The organism is Flammeovirga sp. OC4 (assembly GCF_000812565.1).
GTDB lineage: Bacteria > Bacteroidota > Bacteroidia > Cytophagales > Flammeovirgaceae > Flammeovirga.
The window spans coordinates 161,765-187,367 of the sequence record NZ_JTAM01000006.1 but is presented as its reverse complement, the minus strand read 5'-3'; the positions used below and the strand labels follow the sequence as shown (position 1 = coordinate 187,367).

The 25,603-nt window shown below is 36.3% G+C and carries 17 protein-coding genes; 8 read left to right on the top strand and 9 right to left on the bottom strand.

What is annotated here, in order from left to right; genetic code table 11:
* The first annotated feature begins 90 nt into the window (after positions 1–90).
* The 4 genes from PL77_RS07115 (at position 91) to PL77_RS07100 (ending at position 7,421) form a co-directional block, all read left to right on the top strand.
* Positions 91–1,371: a glycoside hydrolase family 2 TIM barrel-domain containing protein gene (locus PL77_RS07115; protein WP_044203239.1), complete on the top strand. Its 1,281-nt coding sequence runs from the start codon at positions 91–93 to the stop codon at positions 1,369–1,371.
* 109 nt (positions 1,372–1,480) lie between these two features.
* The gene (locus tag PL77_RS07110; protein WP_082026436.1) at positions 1,481–2,377 is read left to right on the top strand and encodes a sialate O-acetylesterase; all 897 of its coding nucleotides are present in this window, start codon (positions 1,481–1,483) and stop codon (positions 2,375–2,377) included.
* 267 nt (positions 2,378–2,644) lie between these two features.
* Entirely contained in the window at positions 2,645–5,671 is a 3,027-nt protein-coding gene (locus tag PL77_RS30320) for a sialate O-acetylesterase (protein WP_082026435.1), read from the top strand.
* Between the two features lie 370 nt (positions 5,672–6,041).
* Positions 6,042–7,421 (top strand): sialate O-acetylesterase, encoded by a 1,380-nt coding sequence (locus PL77_RS07100; protein ID WP_082026434.1) that lies wholly within the window; start codon positions 6,042–6,044, stop codon positions 7,419–7,421.
* Between the two features lie 120 nt (positions 7,422–7,541).
* Here PL77_RS07100 and PL77_RS07095 read toward each other — a convergent pair whose 3' ends face one another.
* From PL77_RS07095 to PL77_RS07085, 3 genes are all read right to left on the bottom strand, one after another.
* On the bottom strand, positions 7,542–8,687 hold the full coding sequence (locus PL77_RS07095) for a damage-control phosphatase ARMT1 family protein (protein ID WP_044203231.1): 1,146 nt from the start codon (positions 8,685–8,687) through the stop codon (positions 7,542–7,544).
* Positions 8,671–9,633 carry a hypothetical protein gene (locus PL77_RS07090; protein WP_044203228.1) on the bottom strand — a complete coding sequence of 321 codons (963 nt, stop codon included), beginning with the start codon at positions 9,631–9,633 and terminating at the stop codon, positions 8,671–8,673. Before PL77_RS07090 ends, PL77_RS07095 begins: the two co-directional genes overlap by 17 nt.
* Positions 9,634–9,768: 135 nt before the next feature.
* Positions 9,769–11,127, bottom strand: a complete 1,359-nt coding sequence (locus PL77_RS07085; RefSeq protein WP_044203226.1) for a family 43 glycosylhydrolase — start codon at positions 11,125–11,127, stop codon at positions 9,769–9,771.
* A gap of 563 nt (positions 11,128–11,690) precedes the next feature.
* Here PL77_RS07085 and PL77_RS07080 point away from each other — a divergent pair.
* The gene (locus tag PL77_RS07080) at positions 11,691–12,149 is read left to right on the top strand and encodes a DinB family protein (protein WP_044203225.1); all 459 of its coding nucleotides are present in this window, start codon (positions 11,691–11,693) and stop codon (positions 12,147–12,149) included.
* 415 nt (positions 12,150–12,564) lie between these two features.
* Here PL77_RS07080 and PL77_RS07075 read toward each other — a convergent pair whose 3' ends face one another.
* The 5 genes from PL77_RS07075 to PL77_RS07055 all read right to left on the bottom strand — a co-directional run bounded on the left by PL77_RS07075 (position 12,565) and on the right by PL77_RS07055 (position 18,792).
* Complete coding sequence (locus PL77_RS07075; protein ID WP_371199173.1) at positions 12,565–12,945, bottom strand: transposase; 381 nt, start codon at positions 12,943–12,945, stop codon at positions 12,565–12,567.
* Between the two features lie 323 nt (positions 12,946–13,268).
* Positions 13,269–14,444 (bottom strand): damage-control phosphatase ARMT1 family protein, encoded by a 1,176-nt coding sequence (locus tag PL77_RS07070; protein WP_082026433.1) that lies wholly within the window; start codon positions 14,442–14,444, stop codon positions 13,269–13,271.
* A gap of 252 nt (positions 14,445–14,696) precedes the next feature.
* Positions 14,697–15,560, bottom strand: a complete 864-nt coding sequence (locus PL77_RS07065) for an AraC family transcriptional regulator (protein WP_044203221.1) — start codon at positions 15,558–15,560, stop codon at positions 14,697–14,699.
* A 26-nt stretch (positions 15,561–15,586) separates the two neighbouring features.
* On the bottom strand, positions 15,587–17,200 hold the full coding sequence (locus PL77_RS07060; RefSeq protein WP_044203375.1) for a sodium:solute symporter: 1,614 nt from the start codon (positions 17,198–17,200) through the stop codon (positions 15,587–15,589).
* Positions 17,201–17,757: 557 nt separating this feature from the next.
* Positions 17,758–18,792, bottom strand: coding sequence for a glycosidase (locus PL77_RS07055; protein ID WP_044203374.1), 1,035 nt, complete (start codon positions 18,790–18,792; stop codon positions 17,758–17,760).
* A 404-nt stretch (positions 18,793–19,196) separates the two neighbouring features.
* On the opposite strand from PL77_RS07055, the gene PL77_RS07050 reads away from it, so the two are divergent.
* The 3 genes from PL77_RS07050 (at position 19,197) to PL77_RS07040 (ending at position 23,845) form a co-directional block, all read left to right on the top strand.
* A complete protein-coding gene (locus tag PL77_RS07050; protein ID WP_044203220.1) occupies positions 19,197–21,185 on the top strand; it encodes a T9SS type A sorting domain-containing protein in 1,989 nt (662 codons plus the stop codon).
* A gap of 939 nt (positions 21,186–22,124) precedes the next feature.
* Entirely contained in the window at positions 22,125–22,523 is a 399-nt protein-coding gene (locus PL77_RS07045) for a hypothetical protein (RefSeq protein ID WP_044203218.1), read from the top strand.
* A gap of 923 nt (positions 22,524–23,446) precedes the next feature.
* Positions 23,447–23,845 carry a hypothetical protein gene (locus PL77_RS07040; RefSeq protein WP_044203217.1) on the top strand — a complete coding sequence of 133 codons (399 nt, stop codon included), beginning with the start codon at positions 23,447–23,449 and terminating at the stop codon, positions 23,843–23,845.
* Between the two features lie 135 nt (positions 23,846–23,980).
* Here the strand turns inward: PL77_RS07040 and fbp are convergent, their stop codons facing one another.
* Positions 23,981–25,012, bottom strand: coding sequence for a class 1 fructose-bisphosphatase (gene fbp, locus PL77_RS07035; protein WP_044203215.1), 1,032 nt, complete (start codon positions 25,010–25,012; stop codon positions 23,981–23,983).
* Between the last annotated feature and the right edge of the window lie 591 nt (positions 25,013–25,603).

Below are 25,603 nucleotides of genomic sequence, written 5' to 3'. Positions count from 1 at the left end.
GGAAAGGTTTGTTGATCACCTGTCCATAGTTTTAACTATGGTGCATGCAACACAACACGATCCATTCCTCTATTATAATTACGAAACTATATGAAGAAAATATTAACGCTATTACTGTCATTTTTCGCTTTGCAAATTCATGCTCAAGATGATTTTGTGAAGGTGAAGAATGGGCAATTTGTGATCAACCAAAAAGCCTATCATTATATTGGCACCAACTTTTGGTATGGCATGAACTTAGGTGCTTTTGATAAGCCTCGTTTAATACGTGAACTCGATCGATTGGAAAAAATTGGTGTAAAAAACCTGCGCATCATGGCACTTTCTGAAGGTGATAAAGATACGCCTTGGTGCATGCAACCTACTGTACAATCGGCTCCAGGAGAGTTCAATGAAGAATTACTGAAAGGGCTTGATTTTCTATTAGTAGAAATGCAAAAAAGAGAAATGAAAGCCGTGGTTTGCTTGAATAATTTCTGGCCTTGGTCTGGTGGTTTTTCTCAATACATCAAATGGACTAAGGGAGGTAGTATTCCATTCCCTCCTCCGGCTGAAAACGGTGATTGGCATACGTACGGCAAATATTCTAGCCACTTTTATGAAAACGTAGAAGCACAGAAACTCTTTCAAAATGCTATCCAAAAAGTAGTAAACAGAACGAATTCAATCACTCAAAAGGCCTATAAAAACGATCCTACGATCATGTCCTGGCAACTTGCCAATGAGCCTGAAAATATCCTTAGAGGAACTCAATTAGTCACATGGATCAACGCTACAGCAAAGTTTATTAAGTCATTGGATCAAAATCATATGGTCACAACGGGTTCTGAAGGGTATACGCCAAGTGCCAACTCTGGTACTGACTTCGAAAAAGATCACTTATCAGAAGATATTGATTACATGACATTCCATATCTGGGTACAAAACTGGGGATGGTTTGACCCTCATAATGTGGAAGGGACGTATGATGATGCTGTAGCCAAAGCGAAGCAGTACATCCAACAGCACATTGCCGTTGGCAACCAACTTAAAAAGCCTATCGTATTGGAGGAATTTGGCATTTCAAGAGATAAAAATGATCATAGTGACATCAGTACAGTAGACATCAGAAATCAATATTATGCGACCATTTTCAATGAGTTAGTGACTGCTGTTGAGAAAGGCGATAACACTTTTGCAGGCTGTAATTTCTGGGCTTGGGGTGGTGAAGGACGTCCGTCAGCCCCTCATTCTATTTGGAAAACTGGAGATGACCTTATCGGTGATCCTCCTCACGAATATCAGGGTTGGTACTCGGTATACCAAACGGATAAGGCAACTTTGAAAATCATTAAGAGCTTTAATAAGAAATTGAAAAAGGTTACTTTGTAAAGCATGAAACTTATGGTTTTTGTGGTGGTCTGGTGGGCAGTCACATAGGACCGCCCCTACGGTGCTACATATTAAATAATAAAATAAACAATAATACCGTCAATACAATATGAACTTCTTCACAATCAAAACGGGCATTTTTCTATTACTAAACTGTACATTCATGTTTTTAGGAAATAACACTCAGGGACAAAACACGACGACATCGGACCCTAATTTCCATATCTACCTCTGCATTGGACAGTCCAATATGGAAGGTTTTGCCCCAATTGAAGAAGAAGATCGACACGTTGATAACAGAGCCCTTGTTTTACAAACAATGGACTGCGATCAGCTTCAAAGAAAAAAAGGAGAATGGTACACAGCTGTACCTCCACTTGCCAACTGCTATTATACTGATAAGGTAGGGTTATCACCCTCTAATAGTTTCGTCAATACTATGGTGAAATCCCTTCCTGACAGTATCAGGGTAGGCGTGATCAATGTGGCGGTTGCCGGCTGTGACATTCGTCTTTTTGACAAGGATCAATACCAAAATTATTTTGACACCTATGATCCTGCCCAATGGTTTAGAAACAAAATTTCAGCGTATCAAAACCATCCTTACCAACACCTTGTAGAATTTGCTTCACTAGCACAACAACAGGGTGTGATCAAAGGAATATTACTCCATCAAGGAGAAACCAACAATGGCACTCCAGATCGTGAACAATGGACAACTTATGTTCAGAAGATCTACCTTGATTTAATCACCGACCTTGCCCTAAATAAGGAGACCCCGCTTTTAGTCGGCGAATTAGTAGACCAACAGCAAGGCGGTGTGGAAGCAACGATGAATAACATTATTCAGACCTTACCTTCCCGATTAAAACAAGCACATGTAATCTCTTCTGAAGGCTGTAAAGCACAAGACGACAATGCCCATTTTAGCAGTGAAGGAGTGCGATTATTGGGAAAAAGATACGCTGAAAAAATGCTTCAATTATTAGATGAGGGAAAAAAATAGAAGGGGGCGTTTTTGGGATCACTAGAAATCAGGAGATTTCTGTTGATCCATAGGTCACGAATGACGCTAGCGCTTAACATTCGCGCCAGGTTGCCAGGCTCCCTACTTACTAGCGCAAGAGTTAAGCGTCAGCATCTCTTGTGCTTTTAAGATCTTTAGAAGTCTCTGACTTCTATATAAATAACAAGCTTTATTCTCTCTTCATCATTACTCTCTCTCAAATCTATTGTTACAACGATTGCCAAAAGCAATCCAACCAAATTTGAAATGAAAAACAATTATACTTCTATTCTTCTCCTGTTATGCACTTTTCTGTTGACGAATTTTGCTATGGCAGAAGAGGCTCCCCGTGTTTTAATTACTGACTTTGAAACACCAAATTACTTGCTTTCTCAATCAGGCGGAACGGCTGAAATAGTCGCCAACCCAATGAAAGACGATATCAATAGCTCTGACAATGTGATTCAATTTACCAATGAAAATGCTTCAGAATGGTGGGGACGTTTGTTAGTAGTGGAGGTCGAAAATCAGATTGTGGCTGATGGGTTCGAAAACTTTGAATTTATGGTCAAAGCACCAGCTCAAGGTACTATTTCCATCAAGCTAGAAAACAGCAATGGTGACCCTCAACCTAGTATCTACCAAGAAGCACAAGTAGCTGAAGGTTGGCAAACGATCAAAGCCGCCTTTGATTTGACAGACGTACCTTCTACAGCAAAATACAATAAGATTGTCATCTTCTTTAATATCAATGATCTTACCGGAGGAGACGTCTGGTATATTGATAATTTGGCAACTTACGGAAGCGTTGAAAATGTTCCTTTTCCAAAACCTGTTGTTAGAAATGAGGTCACGACCTTCGAAACGGAGGATGTTATATTTACAGCCTCAGGAGGGAGTAATGCCTCCGTTATCGATAATCCAATGAAAGACGATAACAATGGTTCTGATAAAGTAATCTCTTTTACTAATGTAGCGACCAATGGTAATTGGTGGGATAGAATGTTGATCCTTGAGGTCGAAAATCGAATTGTGATTGATGGTTTTGAACATATTGAATTTATGGTCAAAGCACCTACCACAGGTACTGTATTTATAAAATTAGAAAAAGAAGACGATGGTACAACGGGAGATAAGCAACCGGAAACATATCAAGAGCTTCAAGTGCAAGAAGGTTGGCAAACCATTAAAACAGCCTTAGATCTCAATAACGTACCAGAAGGTGCTGTTTACAGTAAGATCGTGATGAGTTTTAATATTAATGATCTCTCTGCTGAAAATACGTGGTTACTGGACAATTTTGCCGTTTATGGAGATATTCAAAATGTTCCCTTTCCAAGACCTGCAGAAAGAAATGAGGTCACTTCTTTTGAAGGAGAAGACGTCCTTTTTACCGCTTCGGGATCCAATGCTGATATCATTGACAATCCTCTTAAAAATGAACAAAATAACTCTGATAAAGTTTTATCCTTCACCAATGCTCCTACAGATGGCGAGTGGTGGAACAGAATGTTGATTCTTGAATTAGAAAATCAAATTGAAATTGATGGTTTTGAATTTATTGAATTCATGATCAATGCTCCTGTTACTGGGAATGTATTCTTAAAATTGGAAAAGGAAGATGATGCAACTACGGGAGATAAACAACCGGAAACGTATCAAGAAATTCAAGTGCAAGAAGGGTGGCAGACCATTAAGGTCCCATTGGATGTAAATAATGTGCCGGAAGGTGCCATTTACAATAAAATTGTGATGAGTTTTAATATCAACGACCTCACAAGTGACAACACTTGGTTAGTGGATCATTTTGCGGTGTACGGAAAAGTCAAAAATGTTCCATTCCCAAAACCAGAACCGGTCATCAAAGCACCACAAAATCTTTACTTTACTGACATCACATCTAACGGGTTTACATTGCATTGGACGAACGATGCATTGCAAACCGAAGGAACGAATATCTTCTTGGAAGAAGCGGGTACGAATGAGAACATTTACATCACCACCATTTCCACTGAATCCACAAGCTATCGATATGAAAGTGGCAAAGATGGTGTAACATTAAAAAGTAATACCGTTTATATTCCAAGAATTCAATCACTGCCCGATGCCAATCATCAAGCCTACGCTAACGGTGTGATCAACCTTGAAAACCCTGACGGTGCAGTCATCGAATTTGATGAAAAGTTCCATATTTTCTTAGCTTTCGGACAATCCAATATGGAAGGTTCGGCCCCTATTGATCCAAGCGTAGATTACCAAACAGACAGCCGTTTGAAAGTCTTCCAATCCATTGATTGTGACAACCTCAACCGTCAGAAGGAAATGTGGTACGACCTCTTCGCTCCTTCTTGTCAATGTTACACGCAGTATTCTGTAGTAGATGGTTTTGGTGCAGGTATGTTAGATGAACTTCCGGAAGGACACACAGTAGGGATCATCAATGTGGCAATTGGAGGTACTGACATCCGTATTTTCGACAAAGATCAATACCAAAGCTACTTGAATACAAATCCTGAAGAATGGTTTAAGGAAAAAGTAGCCGACTATGGCAACAACCCTTACCAACATTTGGTCAACTTGGCGAAACTAGCACAGAAGAGCGGTACAATTGAAGGTATCTTATTGCATCAAGGTGAAGCCAACGCAGGCAATGCAGAATGGCCTAACTATGTCACAAAAATCTACAATGACTTAATCACAGACATTGGGTTGAATGCAGAAGAAGTACCTCTACTTTCTGGACAGCTATCAACGGTGACTTATACAGAAATGAATCAAATCATCGCCACACTTCCGAACTACATTGACAATGCTCATATCATTTCTTCTGAAGGTGTATCTGTATCAGATGATAATGTACACTTCGACAGAGCCGGAGCAGAAACATTGGGTAGAAGATATGCTACAAAAATGTTAGAACTGATCACTTTTGAAAATGAAGGAGACGGGAACGAAGGCGATGGTAACGAAGGTAACGGAAATGAAGGTGATGGTAATGAAGGAGAAATACCTACAAGCGTTGACGTAGAGCAAGCTCACTTCTCTTTAGACCAAAACTACCCTAACCCTGTTGTAGACATCACAAACATTAGCTTCACATTAAAACAAGCTTCATTTGTTTCTATCAAAGTATATCATCAATCTGGTACGCTTGTAGAAGAATTGGCTGGACGTCGCTTTAAAAGTGGAAAAAATGCCATTATATTTAATGCAGAAGGTCTTACTGCCGGCGTATATATTTATGTTATGGAAGTAGATCATAAAGTGATTTCGAAGCGAATGATCGTGAAATAACGTCCATCCTTATTCGCCCATAATTTCAATTATGGGTCTATAGAACGGTAGCTAAACCATTGTCAAGGATGCTAATGTTTCGTGCACCACGACTAAAGTCATGGGCAGGTGATACAGACTCCAATAACACTAAAGTGTTATCTTCGTATTCAACCCTCAAGATTTTAATCTTGATGAGGGAACTGTATCACATGCCCATAGTTTTAACTATGGTGTACGAAACACGAATGACACTATCGTTTAACATTCGCGCCATTGAGGCAGTTCACCCCCTAGCGCAAATGTTAAGCGACAGCGTCATTTGTGCTTTAAGGATCATAAGAAGTCTCCGACTTCTAAAAAACAACAAACATTAAATCAAACTACTCCAATGAAAAAATACCTACTCCTTATCCTCCTCCAACTCACATTCCAAGGCGCCTACGCCCTAGAACTCCCCTCCTTTTTTTCCGACGGAATGATCCTACAACAATCCGACACCGTCAATATCTTCGGATGGGAAAAGCCTAATACCAACATACAACTCACCAGCAGTTGGGGAGCACAAGTACAAACCAAGTCCAACAAAGAAGGGTTTTGGACCCTAAAACTACCCACACCAAAAGGCAGTTTTGATCCCCAACAAATTACGCTAGAAGGAAAAAATAAGATCACGCTCAAAGATATTTTAATTGGTGAAGTTTGGCTGGCTTCAGGACAATCCAATATGGAATGGACCGCTTCTGCTGGACTGAAAAACGACAGTACAGAAATCAAAAATGCCCATCAGCCTTTTGTTCGTATTTTTAAAGCGGAAAGAAATGATTCCGACCAAAAAGACACTAAAGTAAAAGGCGAATGGCTCACGATGACGCCTAAAACCATGCCTTACGTCAGCACCGTTTCCTATTACTTTGCCACAAAACTAAAAGATACTTTAATGGTGCCCATCGGCGTTATCACCACTTCTTGGGGAGGAACACCCATAGAAACATGGATTCCGAAAGACGCCTTACAACAAGAGCAAGACCTTTGGGCTTCCTCACAAAAACACAAACCCAACCCTTGGGGCCCCGTCCAACAAGGACTTTTATACAATGGAATGGTCGCCCCTTTCAAAGATTTTACCATCAGCGGTCTGCTTTGGTACCAAGGCGAAGCCAATGTAGAATATCCTGAACTGTACGCCGAAAAATTACAACTCCTTGCCCAAACCTGGAGGAAACAATTTGACCGTCATCTCCCATTGTATTTTGTACAGATTGCCCCCTACAAATACGCTTCTCATATCAACGCCGGTCAACTGCGTGACGAACAAAGAAGAGCTTCAGAAATCATCGACAATGCCAAAATGTTCGTCATCTCCGACCTTGCCAACCTTGACGACATCCACCCCACCAACAAAAAGCCCGTCGGCCAACGTCTTGCCAACATCGCTCTAAAAGACACCTACGGGTTGATCACCAAAGAAGTATTTTCGCCCACCGTTGACCGCATCTTCACGGATTACAACGGACAAATTCATATCACTTTCAAACACGGCAAAGGCCTTCATTTCACCTCTTCAGATATCCAACATTTTGAAGTGGGCAACGCCAATACTTCCCAAGTTGCTACAGCCGTTCGTATTGAAAATGATCAAATCATTTTGGTCTCTCCTATCGAAAACCCGAAATGGGTTAGGTTTGCGTATTCGAGTACGGCTATGCCTGGGATTGTGAATGAAGGGGGGATTGTGGTGAGTTGTTTTGGGGAGGTTTTGATTGAGTAATGAACAATGGGTATATTATTTAAATCTTTTCAAAATAAAAATGTCTCTATTGCTAAATCTTTATTCGTTTAGCAATAGAGACATTTTTGTACTAGTAGATGAGATGAAGTATTCTGACTACTAGGCTTGAGATTCCACTAACTCTATCAAACTATATTCCCCATTATACTTCCAACTATTATCCTTTTCCGAAGGAATATGAGAAGTCTCTAACCCCACAATCACTTCCGATTTTAATACTCTAAGCATCAAGCAGTCAGTTGGTAAATAGTTGACTAAAGTTTTTGTTTTAGTAGTACAAGCATAATCATAATCTCCTACCAACTTTCTATAATTCAAATCTCCCTTGAAGATCAATAAACCGGATTGAGCTAAAGTTTGATTTAACTCATTTGGTATGTTTTTATAATCATTTGAACTCGACCAATATTCATGACTTTTCAAGGTTAGCTTATGATTTTGAACAAGTACTTCAATTTCTTTTGCAAAATCTTTTAACTCTTCTTTCTGTTTTAAAGAATCGATTAAAAAATTAAAATCTGAAATCAAAGCATCTGAAACAAAATAAGGTATTACTTTAAAATGTAATACAACTTCTCTTACATTAGCTTTAGTCAGTAAATAATGAGATAATATTAGATCTGCAAAAAGTTCTTCACCTGCATTATCTAATATAATATCTATCTGTTGGCTGTTTTGTATTTTTTGATAGACTTCAGTTGAATGATCAATTAAAATACTACTTACAGAAGTATGAGAATATGTATCTGAATTTTGACTTAAATCCGCTTTATTACCTAAAAGATCTAATTGTAACAATGCTCCGAAGTTATCAACATTATGCTTGGTTAGCTTTTGGTATTCTGTATAGCACTTTTGCATGTTTTCAAAAGTCCTCTCATTAAAGTCATTTTTGATAAATGAGAAGTAATCTTCTTGAATACCGTCCTGCTTTGTTAATTCTAATAACTTTTGATAAAAATAGCTTTCAACTAAAATAAATGGAGCATTATCCCATCTATATCCTTCTTGAGTAATTGCTCCATTGATTTCCTTGACAAATTGATTTTGTAAAGTACCCTTGGGTGCTAAATCTTGAATCAATAGTAACTTTTCATCAGGAATAGTCTGCTTAAATGCTGATAATTTTGATTCTGATGGTAATTGATATTGCTCTATCAATTTTTCTACAATGGATGCAATTCTATTTTTTACGGTGTAATACGCAAATGATAATTTGTCATTTGTTTTAATAAGCTTCTTCATTCGTCAAATGATAGTTAGTTTTAATACCTTTCATATATTTCAATTCATTTTCTTTTGAAGCTTCCTTAAAGAACTTCTCTATTTTTTTTACATACATGAATTTTTGATCATTGAAACATTCTTGATCTAAAATATTTCTTTTTTTGTCTTCATCAAGTTCACAAGAATAATATTTAAAAATTGATTCAAGATTTTTATTTTCCATAATATATCTAAAACCATTAAAAACATTTTTATTGAAATTTCCACTCTTTGAATTTTTATCTCTTTTATATAACCAACATTTACATTTAAAATATCTGAAATATCGCTTGGAAATATCATCTTGAACAGATTTATTGATGTGGCTCTTATTTGTTATATATTTCTCATTATCAAGTATTTCAAGAATAATATTTTCTGATATTCCCTTAGTGATTTTTTCTAAATCTTCTAGTAATGATTTGTAACGAACATTAAAGGTTTCTTCTAAAAAAAATAATTCTTGATATTTATCTGTAGCTTTCAAAGCCCATCCAAGAGCCCAAATATATCTTTTCTGTTCATTCAAATAATAAGCATTCATTCTGCAATCATGTGCTTCTAATTTTAACAGATCAGTTTCTGATGCATAAGTTTTACTATATGTCTCTTTAATTTTATTCTCTATTTCTCGAGTATAAATATCAATTTCATCTTTTACAATTCTTTTCATTGTAAATTGAGGTAGAAAAACTGCTGTGGAAACAAGTATAGCAATACTGGTTAATATAAACGAGTACACCGCTGTAATATCACTTACAGATAAAGTTTTAGCCTCATCAATGTTTACATTATAATAAATAGATTTTAATAGGAGGCTCAATAGTAATAAAACCACTAGAAATTCAATAGAAATCCTAATCCATTTATCTTTATCTGATTTGGTCTTTTTTAGATGAAATTTTTGTTTGCCTGTATTACTCATTTCTATTTGATTTAGTTATGATAAAAATTTACAATAAACTAAAATGAATTGCAATATAATTTATCCTTTATTACAAATTCAGATAAATTAATTATAAATAAAATATCCTATCTTCAAGTCTATCTTTAATTCACATTACTTTTTAGAAAACAATACCCAATCCAATTCCATCTCAGCATCTGATTCGAAAACGCATACAAGGTTGAGGGTGCCTTTGGGTTTGTGGTCCAATTTAGCTTTGACGGTTTGCCATTTATCATTAGTGGTATCTACCAATGCTTTGGCGATTAATGGGCCGTTTTTGGAATTCTCTCTGATCTCTATCCACCCTTTTTGGCCCGTATGTTTCAGCTTTAGTTTTACGTACTTTGGTTTGATGTCAAAATCAACCGAATTGTATTGTACCCAGCTGTCTTTTTGGGCTTTGGTAATTTTCCATTCTGGAATTCCTGCTTGATGCACAAAACCAATTTCTGCATTATGGATATGGGAATAACGATCAATTTGTATGGTGTCCGAAGCGGAAGTAAGCCCTACTCCTCTCAATGTAGGAATGACTTTTCGGATGGAACCGTCTGCCTCAAAAAATAGACTGTCTACGGCCACCGATCTTAGGTTACCTGCTTTTGAGATGTCGTTGTGGTGGTAAAACATATACCATTGTTTTTTGTACTCTACAATAGAGTGATGGTTCGTCCAGCAATCCTCAAAACGGTCCATGATTGTTCCTTTATATTCAAAAGGTCCTAACGGGCTCTTTCCTATGGCATAACCGATCTCTTCCGTACTGTTCTTGGTGTCTTTATTGTGTGGGAACGTCAGGTAATACAGTCCATTTCTTTTGAATACAAACGGACCTTCTTTGTACTCTTGTGGTAAGTTTTCAATCGCCATAGTTTCTCCTTCTATGGCTTTCATATCAGCGGTGAGTTTGATCACTTTTAGAGAATTTCCTTTTCCTCCTCCCCAATACATATACGCTTGTCCATCATCATCAATAAACGGATTGGGATCGATGCCTTTCAACCCTTTAATATAATTGGGTTCAATGGTAAAAGGGCCTTCAGGTTGTGTGGCTGTTGCAAGTCCAATCTGACGGAAACCGCTTTTATCTGCGGGCGTATTTGGGAAGTAATAATAGTACTTTCCATCTTTGTCCGTGATACAAGGCGCCCACATGCCATACCCCACTTTGTTACCCCAAGGCACGTCTTTTTGGGCGACAATCACTCCATGATCCGTGTAGTTGACCAAGTCGGTGGTAGAGAAAGCGTGGTAGTCTGTCATCACATGACCATGCCCTTCTTTAACAGCCCCTAGTTTCTCCCATTCTGGGTTCCAAGGTACATCATGCGAAGGATAAATATACAATTTGCCATTGTACACCCTTGCCGTAGGGTCAGCGGTGTAGATGTTGGTTATAATTGGGTTTTGCGCCAATAGTTGCATTGAAATACTAAAGGAGAGCAATAGCATTAATCCATATTTTTTCATACTTGTGGTGTTGTTTGTTTTTATTCACTTCGTAGGTAAATATCAATGAATTACGATGGGTTCAGTAGTAAATTTATCCCTGAAATTAGGGTGCATTTTTAGAGAGAAAATTATTTTGGTTTTCATGGGTGAGATATTGAATAAACGAACCACTTTGTAAACTACAATTTTCATTAATAATGGACTCTTTTATAATTATTGATGGTTCTGTCTTGTGGTTCGCGAGGACGTTACAATACAACCTCCCTACTAGGGCAAAAGGAATCGAGTGTTTCGTGCACCATAGTTAAAACTATGGGCAGGTGATACAACAACCTAATCAAGACTAAAGTCTTGAAGGTTGATAACGGAGGCAACACTTTAGTGTTGGTGGAGTCAGTATCACCTGCCCATGACTTCAGTCATGGTGCACGATATTATTGCTCCATTTCTTCTGTCCCAGTACATAACTGCACTTTTGATTACAAAACATTTTTTTTGAAATCTTTCTCTTTTTTAATTTCAATTTGCTAACTATGAAGTATTAAATTATCTCATCTATTACCATTTTAAATGAAAGAACTATGGAACAAGCTATTTTAAAGAACTTAAGAACAAACCACCACATCCTCTCTAAGTTTATTGATGGATATTCTCTGGAACAATTAAACAAAATTCCGGAAGGGTTCAGAAACAATATCATCTGGAATATCGGTCACATTATCGTGGCTCAACAAGGACTGATTTACCGTTCTTCTGACTTGCCTATTCATGTGACAAAAGACATGGTTGATAAATACACGAATGGTACTGTCCCTGATGGCAATGCCACGCAAGATGAGATAGACGAAATCAAAGGTTTACTTTTCAGTACTTTGGACCAACTTGAAAAAGACTTGGAGGAAGGAATTTTTGAGCATTATAATGAAAGACAAACCAAAACGGGGTTTACAATTTCTAACCTTGAAGATGCTCTGATGTTTTGTAGTTTCCATGAGGGGATACATTTGGGGATGATCCTTTCTTTGAGGAAGTTTTTGTAACTCTTTTAGGACTTTATTTTTTATTAGAAGTCAGAGACTTCTTGTGATCTTTAAAGCACAAATGACGCTGTCGCTTAACATTTACGCTAGGGAAACTTACTGCATCCTCAATGGCGCGAATGTTAAGCGATAGCGGCATTCGTGTCCTACAGATCATCAGAAATCTCCTGATTTCTAAAAAACATGTTTATACAAAATCAATTTCGAGAACAGTGTACTTCTTGCCGCTGTAGTGACGGGCACTGCTGTGAAAAGAAGTCGGAGACTGCTTGTGATTTTTAAAGCACAAATGACGCTATCGCTTAACATTTGCGCTAGGGAAACATAATGCTCCCTCAATGGCGCGAATGTTAAGCGATAGCGGCATTCGTGTCCTACAGATCATCAGAAATCTCCTGATTTCTAAAAAACATATTTATACAAAATCAATTTCGAGAACAGTGTACTTCTTTCCGCTGTAGTGACGAGCACTGCTGTACATATATTCTTCTGGTTCATTTACTACACCACTTCGAACTGGATTATTGTGTATATAATTCATCTTCTGATCCAATAGTTTTGGACTACTTAATTGAATTGGAAAATTATAGTGTTGCCAAAATTGGAAGTTTTGTCTTGCAGGATTGGCTGAAGATTTAAATAGCCATAACATCCATTTTTTCATGCTTTCTTTTGGGTTTTGCTCAATCGCTTTTCTAATATTTTGTGATGTATACTTTTTAAAGTCTCTTAGGATAAATTCTAATTTCTCGCCCCCTTCTTTGGGGGAGATAATTAAGTGAAGATGATTGGTCATTATGACATATGAATGTATCTGTAATCCTTTATTTTTTTGCAAAATGTTAAGCTATCTATTATGATATCAATGTATTCTTTTCTTGTGAAGACATCCACCCATTCAGTAACAGTAAGTGTTACAAAATAACATTTCGTCTGATCGTTAAACTTATATTTTCTGCTCATATTTTAGTTAGTTTACGAATCGTTGTAATCTGTATTACGATGATACTAAAATATGAAATCAATATAAAATATATGTACTCTTTTTTAGAAGTCGGAGACTTCTTGTGATTCTTAAAGCACAAATGACGCTATCGCTTAACATTTGCGCTAGGTGATTTATCTATTACTTTCCACCAATTCCATCAAACTATATTCTCCATTATACTTCCAGCAATGGTCACTTTCTGAAGGAATTTGAGAGGCTTCCAATCCTACTATCACTTCTGATTTTAATACGCGAAGCATCAAGCAGTCGGTTGGAAGGTAGTCGATCAAAGTGTTGGTTTTAATGGTACAATCGTAGTCATAATCCCCTACTAATTTCCTGTAGTTTAAATCCCCTTTGAAAATCAATAAATCGGATTGACTTAAAGTTTGGTTTAACTGGGCTGGAATGTTTTTATAGTCATTGGAACTCGACCAATATTCATGGCTTTTCAAGGTAAGCTGATTGTTTTGAATGAGTGCCTCAATTTCTTCTGCAAAGTCTTTTAAGACTTCTTGTTGTTTTAGGGAATGCATCAAATAATTGAAATCTGAAATTAAGGCATCCGAAACGAAGTAAGGGATTATTTTAAAATGTAATACTACTTCTTTTACATTCGTTTTCGTCAGTAGGTAATGCGATAAAATCAGATCTGCAAAAAGTTCTTCTCCCGCATTATCCAAAATAATATCAACTTGACGACTGTTTTCTATATTTTCAAATACTTCAGCTGAATGATCAATCAAAATACTACTTGCTGAAGTTTGTGAATAGGTGTCTGAACTTTGACTTAAATCTGCTTTATTCCCTAAAAGGTCCAATTTCAACAATGCACCAAAGTTATCAACAGTATGTGTGGACAACTTTTGATATTCTGCATAACATTTCTGCATATTCTCAAAAGTCTTGGCATTAAAGTCATTTTTGATAAATGAGAAGTAATCTTCTTGAATACCGTCCTGTTTTGTTAGTTCTAATAACTTGTGATAGAAATAGCTTTCTACTACAATAAAAGGAGCGTTGTCCCATTTATATTGCTCTTGGGTAATCACTTCGTTGATTTCCTTTATAAATTGATTTTGGAGTACATTTTCCGTTTCCAATTCTTGAATCAATGGCAGTGGTGCGTCAGGAATCGTCTGCTTAAATACGGATAATTTTGAATCTGAAGTCAACTGATAATGTGCTATCAATTTTTCTACAATAGAGGCTATTCTATTTTTTACGGTGTAATACGCAAATGATGATCGGTCACTGGTATGGATCAGTTGGTGCATTTTATCAAAATTATAAGTCTTTCTACACATTCCTGCTATTCAAAAGCAATAAGGGTGTAAAGATAGCCTTATTGCAGTTTTTGCGAAACGAATTTTATATAATATGATAAATGATTTTCGTTAGAAGTCGGAGACTTCTTGTGATCTTTAAAGCACAAATGACGCTGTCGCTTAACATTTGCGCTAGGGGAATGTACTCCCTCAATGGCGCGAATGTTAAGCGACAGCGTCATTCATGTCCTATGAATCATCAGAAATCTCCTGATTTCTAAAAAAAGCCAACTACGCCGTCTGCAAATCCGCCAATGATTTTCTAAAATCGGAAGGTGTCAGGCCTTTGAATTTTTTGAATTGACGGTTGAAATTTGAGAGGTTATTGAAACCGCATTCGTAGCAGATTTCGGCGATGTTTTTATTTGAATTGATCAGGAAGAAGGCGGCTTTGCCTAATCGAATATCGTTGAGGAATTTGATAAAGCTTTTGCCTGTTCTTTTTTTGAAGAAATGACTGAAGGCGGAATCACTCATATTAATCAAGAGAGCTGCCTCTTTGACGTCAATTGGGCGGTGGTAGTTTTCAAAAATAAACTCCAGTACCTTGTTGATTCTTCGGCTTGTCTCTTGTGGATGCACGCCGATAAAACCATCAGAAGCTAGTGATCTTGTTTCTTGGCTGATGCCCATTTGGTGCAAGAGGTTGAAAAATAATATTACTCTTTCGAAGCCCGAACTGATCACCAAATCTTTTAAGATTAGCTTAATTCTATAGCGGTCTGTTCCTTCAAAAACGACGCCTTTACCTGAGTTGGAAAAGAGGGTTTTAATACTTTCAAATTCATTTTTCTTTAAGAGAGAATCTGAAAATATACTTCTTTTAAACTGTAAAGTAGTCACACATGGTTTGTCTGTAGATCCCTCTTCTTTCATCCATTTGTGCTGAATGTTGGGGCCTAAAAACACTAAATCTTCCTGCTCATAATTTTCCACGGAATTACCTACAATCCTTCGTCCATTACAACCTTCCACTAGGGTCAGTTCAAAATCATCATGCAGGTGAATAGGGTAATCAAAGTCTGCATTCATATGATGTTGTAAGACAAATAGATTTTCGTCACTTACCGGTGTTATTTCTGGAAAAACCTTCATGAGCTATATTGTTGTTTACCTTAATTTTAAATAAAAATGACAAAAGAAAGAATCGCTAAGATTGCTAAAATAATGGCTTGTACTCTAAAGTTATGATACCATTTGCTATTTTTCAATTCTTTGGTCTCTTCATGCCATATTTCTGTTGTCCATAGGTTGCCTTTTAATTGTAATGTAGAAGGGGCTTTGGTACTTACGGAAGTGATCACACAAACCGCTACACTGATAGAAACTAGAATCGGTACCATCAATAAGAAATGGACGTCTGCTAGGAATGTTTTGTCTTTGAAAAGTAATAAACCTACAGCTGTAATGGCACCTACTAATAATGTGGCAAAGGCGCCGTTGGCATTGGCACGCTTCCAAAATAAACCTAAGAAGAAGATGGTCACAATTGGAGGTGCCAAGTAAGAAGCCATTTCTTGATAGTAATCTACTAGTGAGCCGAACTTCTGGATATTAGGTGCCCACACTGCGGCGATAATCAAGATGATAACTGAGATCACTTGTCCTACTTTTACCAACTTTTCTTTTGAGGTGTTAGGAAATGCGTTGGAATAAAAGTCCATTGTCAATAAGGTTGAGGCTGAATTGATGGAAGCGGATAAGGTAGAAGTCAATGCTGAAATCATAGCGGCCATGATAATTCCCATCAAGCCTACTGGCATTAAACTCATGATCAGTCTTGGATAAATCTCATTGACGTCTACTAGGTTTGTGACTTCATTACCGAACATGGATAGTGGAACTTCTACCTCAAAAAGATGCATCAAACGAGCGCACAAGCCTGGGAAGATGAAGATGAATAATGTGAAGATGTAAAGGAAACCTACAAATAAAACACCTTTACGTCCGTCTTCAATTGATTTTGCAGAGAGCACTCTTTGTACCATCACTTGGTTATTTCCCCAGAAATAAAAACCGAGTACTGGAATACCTAATATAATACCTAACCAAGGGGTGGTGGCATCGTCCATTGGTCGAACTAAATGCAACCACATTCCATCACTGAAACGGTCCATCAATACATCCCATCCGCCAATTTCAGCAAAGGCTAAATAAGAAAGGATAATAGAACCGATGATCAAAATAACGGCTTGTACTAATTCGGCATTGATGGCTGAAGACAATCCTCCAAAAATAGTATATGAGCCTGCTATAATGGCCATGATATAAATGACTGTAGAAAGATCTGCTTCTGGGAAAATCAATCGGATAATCAATGCTCCTGAATATAATGCGGCGGCGGCATCTAAAAATACATTACCAATTATGGTGATGATAGAGAAGAAGGTCTTCGGTCTTTTGTCGTATCTTTTTTCCAAAAACTCAGGCATGGTATACACTCCTGATTTGATATAAAAAGGAAGAAAGAACATGGCAAAAAAGATCATTACCAAAATGGAAACCCATTGGTAATTGAAAACGGCTAACCCTGTTTTAAAGCCTTCGGCAGATTGGCCAATTAATGTAGTGGACGAAACCGAAGCGGCAAACAAAGATAAGCCCACTGCTTTCCAGGACATATTTCTTCCGGCAAGAAAATAAGATTCTGAATCCGAATTATTTGCATTTTTAAAAGCCCAGAAAAGTATGATTACGATATAAACAACAACAAAGCATAAGTCTATGTTGCTCATTTGGAAGTCCATAAGTTTTAATTTAAATCTGTATATTTCATTTCATATAATTAGCAAGGCACGGTCATTTCACTAAAACGCCCCTTCAGTGTTAAGCATATAATTAACTACTGTCAACTTCCAAGCTTCCTTCTTCTTCATTTTTGTCTTGAAGCAAAAAATTCAAGGCTTAGAAGTCAAAAGCTAAATTTCATTCCTTTCGCCTAAATGATTTTAAACTCGCTGCGCTCAAACAGTAAAATCATTTTTAACGGCTCAATCCATAAAATTCTTAACGCTTTTCCCTTCAAGGCCGGGAGAGCACTACCAAACGAATAGGGTAGTCTTCCAATGGCGCGAATGTTAAGCGTAAGCGTCATTCGTGACCTATAGATCATCAGAAATCTCCCGATTTCTAAAAACCATTCTTGGTTCACAATCTAATTAAGCAATAGTATCACCTGAAACTGAACTTTAGTGATGTCTTCCGACTTAACACTTACGATATAGAAATTATAAAAAAATCATTTCTTTAAAAAAATTAAGGTCCCTGTTGAAACGGGACCCTAATTAACACATTAATCCATTACCAAAGTAGTTTCTTTCGTATTATCCTTAATGAAAGAAACTAGCTCATGGATATCGCAAGTCGCTACACCACAATATTGATCACTACCACCATAATAAATGTACAGTGTGTCATCAACTAAAACATTTCCAGTTGGGAAGACCACACCCCACTTATAAAGACCGCTTTTTTCCCAGTCTTCTTCAGGTTCCATGATGAAATCTTTGGTTCTGTACAAGATCTTTGTAGGATCTTCTAAGTCCAACAAACAAGCTCCAACTCTATAGCAGTTGTCCTTGTCCACACCATGGTAAAGCATCACCCATCCTTCGTCCGTTTTCACAGGAGGAGTGTTGCCACCTACTTTCACTTCCCACCATTCTTCACCTTTTAATAGTAAGTCAGATTCATGCTTCCAATTGACCATATCATCAGAAGATTGAATCCAGATTGCAGGGTATTCCGTACCATATTCCTCACCGATCCACTCTTTCGGGCGGTGTAGCATATAGTATTTATCATTGATTTTTTCAGGGAAAATAATCACATCACGGTCATCCAATTCAGGTTTTGTGATTCTTCCTACCCTACGGAAATTCTTTAAGTCTTTAGAGATAGCTAAGCCCGTATTGGCAATGTTTTTCTTTAATACGTCCGGATGGTACTCATCCATTTCAGGAGCCACAACAGCATCATAACTGTATTTCCAATATTGTCCCGGAGGGAATGCTCTATATGCATAAGTGATATAGAAAGTATCACCAAATTTTACAATTCTTGGATCTTCCACACATCCTGAATCGGGTCCATCTTCTGAAGGAGAAAAAACCGGTTGATCTTGTACTCTAGTGAAGTTGAAACCATCTTCACTTTCAGCAAGACCAAAATAGATCTTATGGTCAAAATCGTCTCCCGCCGCTCGATACATCATATAAAACTTCCCGTCTTCATACCACGCTCCAGGGTTACACACTACCAAGTTTTCCCACTCGTTGGATGCATGTGGAGATAATACTGGATTTCCTTCAAATTTTGTAAGTTTCATGTTCATTTAAGTTTAAAGGCTCCAAGGAAAGAAAGACTATTTCTTGCCCTGATTCCTAAAAACAGTTGAGGAATAAATTTGAACTTCATTTCCTCACCTGCTCAGATAAAAAAAAGATTGACGACGACATGAATACAAATGTAGAGGGGGGAGATGATGCAATCTTATAGGATAAAACGCAATAGTGATACTTTTTTGAAATTGTTAAGATAAATACATTACTATATACTCTAAAAAGTATCTATTGATGATATAAATTCGTGTGATATTCAAAAAAGTATCATGTTGTAACACAAAAGTAGTAGTGAAGGCCCTATCTCCTATCTACCTTTACAACCGTACTAATGCAAAACAACATTACTTTTTGTACGGGTACTTAATCTTTCATTTAATGAGTATGATATATGAAATTTTTACAGCTATTCATTTTTTTATTTTTCGCACTTCAGCTTCACTTATTCGCTTCTACTATTCAACCTGAAATTTTAGAAGTCAACACTGAAAACACTACTATTAATACTTTTGATAAGTTTGAAGCACTTGTAAAAGTAAAAGCAGACTTTGAAAATCCTTACGATCCTCAACATATAGATGTAAGTGCATCGATCACATTACCGGATGCGAGCACTATTACTTATCCTCTTTTCTTTTTAGAAGGTGATAGTGATAACTCTACTTGGGGATTAAGAATTGCCCCTAGAACTTCAGGAGAATATACTTATACGATTACTGTTGTAACCGGTGAGCAAAGTACAACATCCACTTCTTTCACTTTTAATGCTACAGAAAGTGAAAACCCAGGTTTCCTTCATACTATTGACAAAAACTACAACAACTTGGTTTTTGATAATGGTGATGGCTTCAGAGGTTTTGGTTTGAATATGGGTTGGGAAGCTAGAAACAGCGAAAACCCAAAGTATACCTATGACTTCTGGTTTGATTTATTGGCATCACATCAAATCAACTTTGTAAGAACTTGGTTGAATGTACCTTGGAACTTACCGATTGAATGGAACAAAGTCGGTTCAGACCGATACAATGATTATAATGGTGTGGGCTACCACCCTGAAGGTTTGGCACGTATTGAATACATGATTGATGAAGCCGAAAAAAATGATCTCTATTTAATGCTGGCTATGGATTTCCATGGTGCACTTTGGGTCAATAATAATGACGGATGGGGGAATAATGTATGGAAAGATCACCCTTACCAACAATTAGCAGGTTGTGTTAATCCTAATGACTTTTTCACTTTTGAAGAAGCAAGAAGACTTTATAAAAACAGATTAAGATACATCGTAGCACGTTGGGGGTACTCTACTTCGGTAGGCGCTATTGAATTTTTCAATGAGGTGGATAACACCATTATCTATGATGGGCAAAATGTAAATCCTGCTGATGTAGTAGAATGGCATGATATCATGAGTAAGTACCTGAAATCAATCGATTATCATGAGCATATTGTTACGACAAGTATTAGTCATAATACTGTCAATGGTCTTTTTGATGTTCAGGAATTAGACCTTATTCAATCTCACCTTTATGGTTCTGTAGGAGGTATGGCTCAAAAAATTCAAGAGCTAACCAATAAGCATCAAAAACCTTATGTAGTTGGTGAAATGGGATTGGACTTTATGCCACCTAATAATAATGATGAAGCCAAGTGGATTAAAGATTTACAAAAAACAATGTGGTTGGGCATGTTTGAAAAAACATCAATCATTCCTATGACATGGTGGTGGGAAAACTATGAAGTTTGGAATGCTTACGACAAGTTTGAATTCCTTGCCGAGTTTACTGAAAAAATGACGACAAAGAGTGACAATGAAATCGCAGACCTTACATTAGTCAACAGTGAAGATCTTGAAGGGCAAGGAATGGTCCTCAGAAATAGACATGGCTATGCCTTTATTCATGGAAATGGGCAAAACCTCAGAAACATTACCTTCCAAATTGATGGATTACCTCGTGATGAATACACATTCTATGTCTACAATGCCTACACTTATGAAGAAAAAGACAGAGTCGATGTAACAGCAAGTAACTCTGGTAAATTTTACATCGAAATCAAAGAAATCAAATCAAATGAAGATGTAGTGTTGTACTTGGAAAACAAACGTGGTGATGTGACTAGCATTGATGATAGATTCAGAACGATTAACTGGAAACTATTTCCCAACCCTGCACAATCAAAATTGAACTATGCCATTGAGGAAATGTTCAACCCAACTAACGCTCAATTTTTCATTTATGATATGAATGGAAAATTAATGAAACACTCTTCTCTTTCAAAGAGTGAAAGCATCAATATTGAAGGCTTACCGAAAGGTGTTTATGTCTTCAAAATTATTGCAGATGAAAGAGAAGATCACAAAGTGTTTATTAAGCAATAGATTTTAACAATCCTGGATTTATCTGCTCAACGGTTCAATGCTCAATTTCAAACTTTATTTAGGTTTGGGGTTGGGCATTTTCTTTCAATTAAAATTTATACAAGCTTTATAGAAACTACTTTCAAACTACCTTCTTCTTCATTTTTTCCATTGATGAAAAAACGAAGCAAAAAAATCTAGGCTTAGAAGTCAAAAGCTAAATTTCATTCCTTTCGCCTATTAAAAGGATAACTCGATCAAAACTTCATCGTTTTGAGATGCTCAAACAAGAAAATCATTTTTAACGGCTCAAAACATAAATTTTTTAACGCTTTTCCCTTCAAGGCCGAAGATAGAACTAGTAAACTAAAAGTGTAGAAACCCCACTGACGCGAATGTTAAGCGATAGTATTATGGGTGCCTAAAAGATCAACAGAAATCTCACGATTTCTAACTAACATGAACACTCATTTCCCCTCCTTTTTCAAAAACGTACACCTTACGCTAATTTTACATAAAGACGGTATGTATTTAATAATATCTAAAATATAAACTTGAAAAATGATATATTTTTACAGTATTATAAATTTAATGGTTGATTTTTTATGAAAATGACAAATAACATCTCTCCTATTTCAAAAGGTTTTAAATATTACAGCTAACGAATTCCACTCAACAAAACAAAAACAAGATATTTGAGAGCGATCATAAAATATTATTCTAAATAAATGTAAACAAATATAGTGAAACAGAATAATATTCTGGTATAAAACATAAAAAGTGACCGTTTACGAACAAGTTGTTCAGATATGTAATGAAAACAGTGTTTCATTTACACTTAAAACCCAAAACAAACACCATAACACTTTAAAAATCAACACATTAACCCACTTTGGCAAGTCTTTAGTGTATAGTAAAACATAATTCAATGATACAAGAAAACACAAAATATATATAGTCATGAAATCTTTAAAACAACTTTTAGTTCTAGCGTTATTTGCAATCATCACTGTAAATCCTTCTTTCGCTAATCCTACTGATAACGAAGATAATGAGATTGACAAATTACGTGCTGCGGTTGAAAATGCAACAGCTACTGACTGGGAAGCTTACGCTGATGCGGCTGACAGATGTATCGAGTTAAAAGCAAACTTAAGTGAAGCTTATGTTTGGATCGAAAAATCAATTGCAATCGACGCTAATGCTGAGAACTTAGAAATCAAAGGAGATTACTTAGCATTAAATGGAGCAGACGATATGGCGATTGAAACATACAACAAAGCAATTTTAGCAGGAATGCTTGCTGGCGAAGATGTTTCTAAAATACAAAAGAAAGTATTGAAGTTATCTCGTCGCTAAAAAATAGCCTACGAGAGACGGATACTACTAAACATGAACGATAGATAAAGGCCTGTAAGTGAAAACTTATAGGCCTTGTTTTTTATCATCGTGAAAAATTATAATTATCATCAACTTTTACTCGACCTTTCTACAAGCATTTATAGGATCTACTTTCAATCTTCTTTCCTCTTCGTTTTTATCTGATCACAAATTAAAAAACAACTGTTTTGTACTAATATTCTAAAATGGAGTGGTGTAGGAATGTTGCATTGCAACGCCCTCAGGAACCACAAGACACAAATAACATCACCGCTTAATACTTGTGTCAATGGACCTTCTACACAATTCGTTTGATAGAACTGAAATACTCAATGAATAAGTTGAAAAGTCTTTTTAGTAATGCCCAATTTCAAGCTTCATAACTGCTCGAAATTGGGCATTTTTTATGTCTTGCAATAAGTTAATTTCAAAAGCGTACACTTCACATTAATTTTATATGAAGCGGGCGTTAATATGACAATATATCAAATAAACACCTCTAAAAAAGAAAATATTTATACGATTTATAATTTAAAAGCATAATAATTGAAAAAATGATAAATAAACCATCTACTCCTTTTAAAGATTTTAAACATATTGGTTAATAAATCTTTTCAATCAGAATAAAAACAATGCACACTACATTAATTAAAGAATATAATTTTAAATAGATGCAAATAAATATATAAATACAGAATTATATTTCGAAAAATTCAATAAAAAGTGACCGTTTATGGACAAATTGTTCAAATATGTGATAAAAACTATGTATGATTTACACTTAAAAACCCAAAACAAGAATGCATAAATCTGACTATCAACTATTTACATATTATTGGCAAGCCTTTAGTATAAGGTTAAGTGTATTTAATCGAATCAAAAAACAAAAAATATATATAGCCATGAAATCTTTAAAACAACTTTTAGTAATCGCGTTAGTTACAATCATCACTGTTAGCCCTTCATTCGCTAACCCTACTGATAAAGATGATAATGAAATTTCAAAACTACGTGCTGCTGTTGAAAATGCTGCCGCTACTGATTGGGCTGTTTATTCAAACGCTGCTGAAAGATGTATCGAGTTGAAAGCGAACTTAAGTGAAGCTTTTGTTTGGATTGAGAAGTCAATCGCTATCAACGAGAACGCTGAAAACTTAGAAATCAAAGGTGACTATTTAGCATTAAACGGTGCTAAAGATATGGCTATCGAAGCTTACAATAAGGCAATTTTGGCAGGAATGATCGCTGGTGATGATGTTGCAAAACTTCAAAAGAAAGTTTTAAAAATGTCTCGCCGTTAATCACAAAGACATCTGCTAATGTAAGAGTGAACTGCGAATAACAACAAAGCCTTCAGGTGAAAACCTGAAGGCTTTGTTGTATATATAGGATTGTAAAAAATTACTATTGATAATATCTCCTCATTTACTACTCTTTTATTTGAACCTAATCAGCTTCTGAACGTCTTCAAACTCATCTACTAACCCTTTAGAACCAATAATAATCGGCGTTCGTTCATGGTAGCTTTGTGGCTTAATGTCCATAATGCGAATATTACCATTTGTTGCACGTCCTTTTGCTTGTTCGGTGATAAAGGCCAATGCATGACACTCATACATTAATCTCAGTTTTCCCTTTTTATATTGGTCTGTAGCAGGGTAAAGATATACACCTCCTTTTAGTAAGTTTCTATGGAAATCACATACTAAAGAACCTACATACCGTGTTCCTTTTTTCTTGGATTTCAACTCATAAAGGTACGTTTTCACATCTCTAGAAAATTCATCTTTATCCCTTTCATTCACGCTGTAATATTCTCCATCTTGAGGTTGGATAATATTAGGGTGAGATAAAAAGTATTCTCCTAATGACGGTTCGTATGTAAAACCATTCACACCACATCCTGTAGTGTACACTAACATAGTAGATGATCCATATAAAATATACCCTGCCGCTACTTGTTTTGTACCTTCCTGTAAGAAGTCCTCTTTTGTGAAAGGTTGTCCTTGTGGGCTCACTCTTTTGTAAATTGAAAAAATTGTTCCTACGGAAACATTAACGTCTACATTAGAAGAACCATCCAACGGGTCAATGGCCACCACGTATTTTGCATCATAATTCCCAGTGTCGATCACCTCATCACTTTCTTCAGATAAGATGGCGCAAACCTGTTTTCCATTGATCAAAGCTTTCTTAAATCGGTATTCGGCAATAACATCCAACATTCTTTGAGGTTCCCCCTGAATGTTTTCGTCTTCTGTCATTCCTTCAATTCCACTTAGCCCTGCTCTATTAATTTCTCTACTAATAATTTTAGATGCAATAACAATATCTCTCAATAGTTGAGATAATTCTCCAGTGGCATGAGGAAATTCGCTTTGTCTTTGTGCGATGAATCGATCAACAGCAATTCCGACCGGTGACGTAAAAGTGTCCAGGTTAGCTTTAGATTTTTCAGTGTAAATCATAATTTAGTAATAGATATAAGTCTGAGAAGTACTGACTCAAAATTAGTTGGCAATCCTTTTATTTGTAATGAACATCTCACGCAACAAATTCTACTTTATCGCATTAACTGTATAAAAACAAAAGGTGTAAGGTAATTTTGATATTGGTACTTAAGTAAATACTTAGATGAATAATAATATCACTTGGTGTAAAAGGTAGTGTGTTGTTTACTAGTGATAAGAAACTTTTTAAAAGTTAAAACAAAGTTATCGTTCACTTCCAATCGATCTTTCTATAAGCATTTATAGGGTCTACTTTCAAAGTTCTTTCTGCTTCATTTTTGTCTTTAAGCAAAAAATTCAAGGCTTAGAAGTCAAAAGCTAAATTCCATTGCTCTCGCCTAAATGATTTTAAACTCGCTGCGCTCAAACAACAAAATCATTTTTAACGACTCACTTCATGAAATTCTTAACGCTTTTCCCTTCAAGGCCGAGGAAAGTACTGCCAAACGAATTGGGTAGAATGCCACTGGCGCGAATGTTAAGCGTTAGCGGCATTCGTGTCCTACAGATCAACAGAAATCTCCTGATTTCTAAAAATCATAAATATTC